Raw genomic sequence first — 5,210 nt, forward strand, 5'->3', positions numbered from 1 at the left:
GTTCGCCACCCGGCCAAGCGGCGCCGGCTGCGCACCGTGCTACAAGAGCTGGTGCACCGTGCGGCTCTCGTGATTCACAAGGCACGGCAGATCATCCTCGACTTCGGGCAGGATATCGGGCGCATGACGGTGCTCAAGACGCTGCGGAGCCGACTGCGTTATCCACGAGGAACGCCATGCTGACCGTCAATCGGCGACACTCTATCCACAAGCAGTTCCAAGCGACACGCGATCGCCAGATATGTCGTGCCTGGCGGGTGGAAAGGCATGACAAAACGGGCCGTCAGCACCGATCAGCACGGTGGGTTTTGGCAATAACGGGCTTGCGAAAGCCAACTTGCACGGGGCGAATGATCAAAAAGTGCTCGCTGGCGGTGATAGGGAAAGTGTCGGCGCCGGCTTCACGGATTCAGGTGCTACTCAATGGATGTGGTAGAGAGTCTGAAGAGCTACTACGCTCGGGTTAATATGGAAAACCTCTACAATGTACCGACGGTTGTTAAGATTCTAGACTCGCTCGGACATGTTTTCTATCCTTCGTCTTCCAACCGAAATCCCGATGGTTCGGCCATATTGGACTACTCTCGGGATGAGGAGAGCTATCTTCGGTGCGGGGATTCCATTTCCATCACAGCTGAGATTGACCCTGCTTTCAGTTCAGACCAATATAAAGTTGAGTGGTTAATAGCGAACTTAGGTGGTCCTCATATAACTGGTGATAAGTTCCATATTGTTTTGAGTGGCCGCTACGTCTCTACGCGCTTCTGCGTTGTCTGCCGAGTGATATCAAATCAGAGCTGGCATAAGCTAGGGACCTGTGATGATCAGATTGACATTGCATATAAGATTCTACCACCGATTTAGATGAGACATGGTTATAGTATGCCTTAAACAAGGCAGGGAAATGGCCAACAAAAGCATCAGCTGAGCGAAAACGGTGCGAGTGCTGATGCCTGCTGTTATATATCATGCAATTCTAAACGTCCGCTCATGGCCGTTAGCTGACGTTTAGTTGGTACGATTTATAACTAGCAATAGGTGCATGAAACATGAAAATAATGAGATTGCTATTTATCTGAGTAAAGCTTGGATTAGATATGGACAGTTCCTATGAGATGCGTATACTGTAAATGTATATACAATTATCATGTCGAAGGATGTCCTCATGGCCAGTACGCCACCTATCTATCTGCAGATACAGCAGCATCTGCTGGACAGGATCACTAGCGGTGAGTGGCCAGCACACCACCAGATTCCTCCAGAGGAACAGCTGGCCCGGGACTTCCAGGTCAGCCGCATGACTGCCAACAAGGCGATCCGTGATCTGGTCCAGAAAGGATATCTGACACGCCAGCCGGGTCTTGGCACCTTCGTTACCGACCGCAAGGCCGAATCGTCGCTGGTCGAGGTGTACAACATCGCGGAGGAGGTGCGGTCCCGGGGGCATCAATACGGCAATCAGGTGCTGACCTGCGAAGCGATCGAGGCCGATGATGAGGTGGCGCTACGTCTCGGAGTTCGGCTCGGCAGCCGAGTCTTCCACACCCTGATCCTGCATCTCGAAAATGACGTACCCATCCAGCTGGAAAGGCGCTTCGTTAATCCGCGCTGGGTCCCGGATTATCTCGACACCGACTTTTCCCGCCACACGCCCAACGAGGTGCTGGTGGCCGCCTGCCCCATCACCGATGTGGAGCATATCGTCGAGGCGGTCCTGCCCGACCACCAGGCGGCCGAGTGGCTGACCATCGATACGGCGAGCCCCTGCTTGAGCATGATCCGGCGCACCTGGTCCGGCGAGCAGCTGATCAGCTATGCCCGACTGCTCCATCCCGGGGAGCGTTACAAGCTGCGTTCCTCGATGCATCGCGAGCCGAAATGAGCGCCCCTTTGTTCTTTACCAACGCAAACGGCCGGGATTCCCGGCCGTTTGCGTTGGTGTGTCTGGAAGTTGTGTCAGCCAGCCAGTGTCTGCACCAGATAGCCGGCCGGCACTGCCAGCAGGAGGCTAAGGCCCACGCGGATGAACCAGACTACCAGCATCCTACCCACCGATAGCGGAATGCTGGTGGAGAGGATGCAAGGGATAGAGGCGGAGAAGAACAGCACGGCGGACACCGACACCACGCCAGCGGCGAAACGCGCTGCGAACTCAGCCTCTGCCATCAGCAGCGCCGGCAGAAACATCTCGGCGAGCCCGGCGGCGGAGGCCTGCGCCAGGGCGGCGGCATCCGCCACGCCCCATACCGCCACGAAGGGGTAGAAGAGCCAGCCCAGCCACTCGAACAGCGGCGTGTACTTGGCAACCAGCAGTCCCAGCAGCCCAACCGACATAATTGAAGGCAGGATGCTGATCGCCATGACCAGCCCTTCCTTGAAGTTGAGTGCCACGCTGCGATGCAGGCTAGGTGCCTTTTCTGCCACGTCCAGCCCGATCTGCCAGGCAGTGCTAAGCCGCTTGCCGGGGACCGCTTCCGGCTCGCCATCCTCGGCGCTGTCATCCATCCGCGAAAGCGGCGGCAGCCGCACGGTCACCGCGGTGACGACGAAGGTGATCAGCAGTGTGAGCCAGAAGTAGAGATTCCAGACGTCCATCAGGTCGAGGGTCTTGGCCACGATGATCATGAAGGTGGCCGAGACGGTGGAGAAACCGGTAGCAATGATGGCCGCCTCTCGCGCCGAATACTGCCCAGCCTGATAGACCCGGTTGGTGATCAGCAAGCCGATGGAGTAACTGCCCACGAAGGAGGCCACGGCGTCGATGGCCGAGCGCCCTGGTGTGCGCCAGATGGGGCGCATTACCGGCTGCACCAGCACACCGATCAGTTCCAGAAGGCCGTAGCTGATCAGTAGTGCCAGGAAGATGGCGCCGATCGGCACGATCAGTCCTACCGGGATCACCAGCTTGTCGAACAGGAAGGGCAGCATGTCCGGTGCATGCAGGAAGGCTGGCCCCCAGCCGGTCAGTGCCATAACTGCGGCGATGACACCGGCAATCTTCAGCACTGTGAAGATGCGCTCGGTCAGGCTGCGGTTCCAGTAACCGCGGATGATCGGATAGGCCGCGCCGGCAACGATCAGCACCAGGGCATAGAGCCCGCTGGCGTCCCCTAGCAGTGCCCGCGCACCGGTCACCAAATGGTCCAGGGGGATGGTGCGCTTACCGGCGATTTCGATGGGAACGAAGAAGATCAGGATGCCCAGGGCACTGGGCAGGAAAAGCTTGAGCAAGGTGGCGGCAGCGGCAGGTTGCCGAGCCTGGGGGTCTTGGCGATTCATGAGCACGCCTCGTGTCTTGTGCCGTGCGGTGACTGGATCGGGATAGGCATCCTGCCTCGATATGTATATACAATAAGGTAAGCCAACCGCGTGCCCCCGCCTAGCCGATCGGGCTAGACATTGGTCGAATGCTTCAGCGCGAAATGGCAATACTTGGGACCCTAAATCCATCCCATTTGCTTGTTTCCATGGGTTTATTCCGTTTCTAGTCCGCCTGAGGCGTGTGCCTTGTCACCCACTGCTTCTTGTCAAGGCGGCTTGACGATCCTCAGGGGGCTGGGCTTAATTGTATATACATTGAGTCTGCATCCGCTGAGCCACCCTGGAGGAGGCCTCCATGTCGAACACCAATACCAAGCGTCGCCTGTGGCGCGATATTCACGTCTTCGACGGGCTGCGTACCCTGCCCGACCCCATGGCCGTCATTACCGAAGGGGCGCGAGTTGTAACGCTTGTGCCGATGCGGGAGTTAGATGAAGGGTTGGCGGAAGGCTGCCATGACATGGGGCGTGGGCGTGTGATGACCCCCGGTCTGGTGGATTGCCATACCCACCTGGTGTTCGGCGGCTCCCGCGCCGACGAGTTCGAGGCGCGCCTGGAAGGGGCAAGCTACGAGGAGATTGCCCGACGTGGCGGCGGCATCCTGAGCACCGTGACGGCCACCCGGGAAGCCACGGAAGACGAACTGCTAGAGCTGGCAAGACCGCGGCTCGAGGCACTGATCGCCGACGGTGTCACTACTGTGGAGATCAAGTCCGGCTACGGCCTGACGGTCGAGGACGAACTGAAGATGCTGCGCGTGGCGCGTCGCCTCGGCGAGGTGCTTCCGGTGCGGGTGGTGACCACGCTACTGGGCGCCCATGCGCTGCCGCCCGAGTTCAAGGATGACAGTGACGGCTATATCGACCTGGTGTGCCAGGAGATGATCCCGGCCGCCGCCCAGGAAGGCCTTGCCGATGCCGTCGATGTGTTCTGCGAGAAGATCGCCTTCTCGGTAGCGCAGTGCGAGCGTGTCTTCGAGGCCGCTGAGGCGCATGGCCTGCCGATCAAGGCCCACGCCGAGCAGCTCTCCAACCTGGGCGGTACCGCCATGGCGGCCCGTCACGGGGCGCTCTCCGCCGACCACATCGAGTATCTCGATGAGGCCGGGATCGCCGCCATGCGCAAGGCCAGGAGCGTCGCCGTGATCCTGCCCGGGGCCTTCCACACTCTGGGCGAGACGCAGCAACCGCCCATCGCGGCACTGCGTGAGGCCGGCGTGCCCATGGCCGTGGCCACCGACGCCAACCCGGGCAGCTCGCCACTGTTCATGCCCACCCTCATGCTCAACCTGGCCTGCACCCTGTTCCGCCTGACGCCCCAGGAGGCCCTGGCCGGGATGACCGCCCATGGCGCGACCGCCCTCGGTCTCAAGGGCGAAGGTCGGCTCCAGGAAGGTGCCACCGCCGACCTGTGCGTCTGGGATATCGATACCCCGGCTGCACTGGCCTATGCCGTCCAGCCCGGTCGCTTGCGTCAGCGTCTGTTTCAGGGGGAGTTGACCCATGCCGTTTGATACCGCGCTTCACCAGGAATTCGACCGCACCCTGTGGCAGGGGCGGATCGACCCCGAGCCCGACAGCGAGCGCTGGCACCAGAAGATTCAACCGCTGGCCGAGGGTGCCACCCCTGGCTGTGCCTTGCTGGGCTTCGCCTGTGATGCCGGTGTGGCGCGCAATCAGGGCCGTGTGGGCGCCGCCGAGGGACCTGCGGCACTGCGCCGTGCCCTGGCGCCGCTGGCCTGGCACCGACAGGGGCCTGCCTATGACGCCGGAGACGTGCGCTGTGAAGGCGACGCCATGGAAGAGGCTCAACAGGAACTGGCAGACCGACTCGCCCCGATGCTAGGCGAGGGACACCTGCCCATCGTGCTGGGTGGCGGTCATGAGGTG

General features: G+C 60.6%; 4 protein-coding genes and 1 pseudogene. 4 read left to right on the forward strand and 1 reads right to left on the reverse strand.

The annotated features are described in order from the left end of the window. Nucleotides 1–183 (forward strand): annotated as a pseudogene (locus Q673_RS36885) (IS1380 family transposase); the annotation flags it as partial. Between the two features lie 982 nt (nucleotides 184–1,165). Beyond that, complete coding sequence (gene hutC / locus Q673_RS20420) at nucleotides 1,166–1,882, forward strand: histidine utilization repressor (protein WP_031217502.1); 717 nt, start codon at nucleotides 1,166–1,168, stop codon at nucleotides 1,880–1,882. Between the two features lie 74 nt (nucleotides 1,883–1,956). Here the strand turns inward: hutC and Q673_RS20425 are convergent, their stop codons facing one another. Continuing rightward, nucleotides 1,957–3,279 carry a YjiH family protein gene (locus Q673_RS20425; RefSeq protein ID WP_023004482.1) on the reverse strand — a complete coding sequence of 441 codons (1,323 nt, stop codon included), beginning with the start codon at nucleotides 3,277–3,279 and terminating at the stop codon, nucleotides 1,957–1,959. A gap of 337 nt (nucleotides 3,280–3,616) precedes the next feature. On the opposite strand from Q673_RS20425, the gene hutI reads away from it, so the two are divergent. Both hutI and Q673_RS20435 read left to right on the forward strand, forming a co-directional pair. Continuing rightward, entirely contained in the window at nucleotides 3,617–4,834 is a 1,218-nt protein-coding gene (hutI, locus tag Q673_RS20430) for an imidazolonepropionase (RefSeq protein WP_023004483.1), read from the forward strand. Beyond that, nucleotides 4,824–5,210, forward strand: a 387-nt coding sequence (locus tag Q673_RS20435; protein WP_023004484.1) for an arginase family protein, incomplete at its 3' end; no start/stop codon positions are given. The genes hutI and Q673_RS20435, both read left to right, overlap by 11 nt.

It is taken from the genome of Halomonas sp. PBN3 (genome assembly GCF_000475415.1).
GTDB lineage: Bacteria > Pseudomonadota > Gammaproteobacteria > Pseudomonadales > Halomonadaceae > Halomonas > Halomonas shengliensis.